The organism is uncultured Mucilaginibacter sp. (assembly GCF_903913935.1).
Classification (GTDB): domain Bacteria; phylum Bacteroidota; class Bacteroidia; order Sphingobacteriales; family Sphingobacteriaceae; genus Mucilaginibacter.
Genome location: NZ_CAIWNH010000471.1, coordinates 1 through 2,066, shown reverse-complemented (window position 1 = coordinate 2,066; position 2,066 = coordinate 1). Strand labels below are relative to the sequence as shown.

2 protein-coding genes are annotated in these 2,066 nt (G+C 44.2%); both read right to left on the bottom strand.

Annotated elements, in window-relative coordinates; genetic code table 11:
* Positions 1-535 (bottom strand): LUD domain-containing protein (locus QZY09_RS18885; protein WP_295674838.1); only part of this gene is annotated, 535 nt, incomplete at its 3' end.
* Entirely contained in the window at positions 535-1,932 is a 1,398-nt protein-coding gene (locus QZY09_RS18880; protein ID WP_295674837.1) for a lactate utilization protein B, read from the bottom strand. The genes QZY09_RS18885 and QZY09_RS18880, both read right to left, overlap by 1 nt.
* Positions 1,933-2,066: the final 134 nt, after the last annotated feature.

The following is a 2,066-nucleotide window of genomic DNA, read 5'->3' as shown; positions in this document are numbered from 1 at the left end:
GTGACTGCTCAATATCAGCTGTTTTAGACGGCCCTGCAATGAATGTGCTGAAGCCGTAGTCCTCATTGCCAATCTTTTTGTAAGCATCATGCATGGTGGCAACGATTTCTTCCTTTTTGAGGATCACAGCCAGATGCTGGCAGATAAAGGGCACAACCCTTTGGTTTAGTAAATCGCCTTTTACCCAAACTGCACCATTTTCGGCAACACCTAAGTCAGCGCCGATAACAGCGAGTTCAATATCCTGTAAATCGTGTGGCAGGCCCTGATAATTGTTTATCAGCTCGGTACAATCACTCATTTCAGAAAAAGTACTTATAACCCGGTCACCGGGGTTTGTGGTCTGTTTAATATAAGCTTTAACGTCATCAAAGCTGTTTATTTCAATAGCTTTCCCCCCAATTGAGGTGAGTACGCCAATGAATTTTTCGATATGATTTCCCGTAGCCCCCTTTAGAAAATCAATATCAGGCAAGTCGACCTTTGTGGGTTGATTTGCCGCTACGGCTGCCAATATTTTTTCTCTGCTGCTCATTACTTGCCGTTTTTGATTTTAGCGTACCACTCTCCAAATGACTCTTTTGGCGGTTCGGGCATGTCGCGGTGTTTATACCATGGATTAAATTTGTTGTTTACAGCAAACGGTGCATGCTTTAAAACCCATCTGCCGGCTTTGCCGCCAACATGATAAACCGAAGGAGTTGATAGCGTAAAACTCATCAAATGCATTGATGCTTTTTTTGCGGCGGTGGCATACCCGTTTTTCACAATTACCTGCCGCCATTTATACAATTGCTGGTGGATATCTATTTTTACCGGGCAAACGTTGGAGCACGACCCGCAAAGTGTTGACGCAAAAGGCAGGTCGGCATATTTTTCCATATCCAGGTTTGGTGCCAGGATAGAACCAATAGGGCCCGATATGGCATTGTGATAACTGTGTCCGCCGCTCCTGCGATAAACAGGGCAGGTGTTCATACATGCGCCGCAGCGGATACATTTTAATGAATTTCTAAAATCTTCGCGGCCTAATTGTACGGTGCGTCCATTGTCTACAATAATAATATGCATTTCCTGCCCGGGCCGGGGTTTACTGAAATGGCTGGAGTAGGTAGTTATGGGTTGCCCGGTAGCGCTGCGGGTAAGTAATCTTAAAAATACACCGAGATGTTTCCTTTTAGGGATGATCTTTTCAATACCCATACTGGCGATGTGGATGTCGGCCAGGTGCGCGCCCATATCTGCATTTCCTTCGTTTGTGCAAACGACAAATTCGCCGGTTTCTGCCACGGCAAAGTTCACTCCAGTTAGAGCGGCCCTTCTGGTTAAAAATGTTTCGCGTAAATGCTGCCTTGCGGTTTCTGTTAAAAACTGCGGATCAGCATTGCCTGCCGGGGTGCCGAGGTGCTGGTGAAATAGTTCGCCAATTTCTTCTTTCTTCTTGTGGATACAAGGTAAAACGATATGGCTTGGCGGTTCTTTTGCCAGTTGAACTATCCTTTCGCCCAGATCGGAATCTATAACATCAATTCCATTCTCTGCAAGAAATTCATTCAGATGGCATTCTTCAGTAAGCATCGATTTGCTTTTTACCATTTGTTTAACCTGTTTTGATTGCAACAGGCTAAGCACGATTTCATTATGTTCCTTAGCATCAGCCGCCCAATAGATTGTTATGCCATTTTTGGTGGCATTAGCTTCAAATTGCAGCAAGTAATTGCTTAGATCAGAGAGTACATTGTTTTTGATTTGCGAGGCAGTTTCCCTCAGGCTTTCCCATTCAGGTAATTGGTTAACGGCATTATCGCGTTTTTGCCGTATCCACCAAAGTGTTTCATCGTGCCAATCAACACGGTCTTCGTCCTCGTTAAAAATATCCGATAATGATGCATGATCTTTGACGTCGATATTCATAATTATCCTATTCTCCATTTAATATTTCAGCGATATGCAGTACCTTGACATTGCTTCCCTTCCTTTTCAATATGCCTTCCATATGCATCAGGCAGGACATATCAACCCCGGTTATGAATTCCGCACCATGCATTATATGATCATCCACCCGG

Bases quoted from the DNA above. Each gene is read 5' to 3' on its own strand.
- QZY09_RS18880 (WP_295674837.1), bottom strand. From the start codon at position 1,932: ATGGAGAATAGGATAATTATGAATATCGACGTCAAAGATCATGCATCA.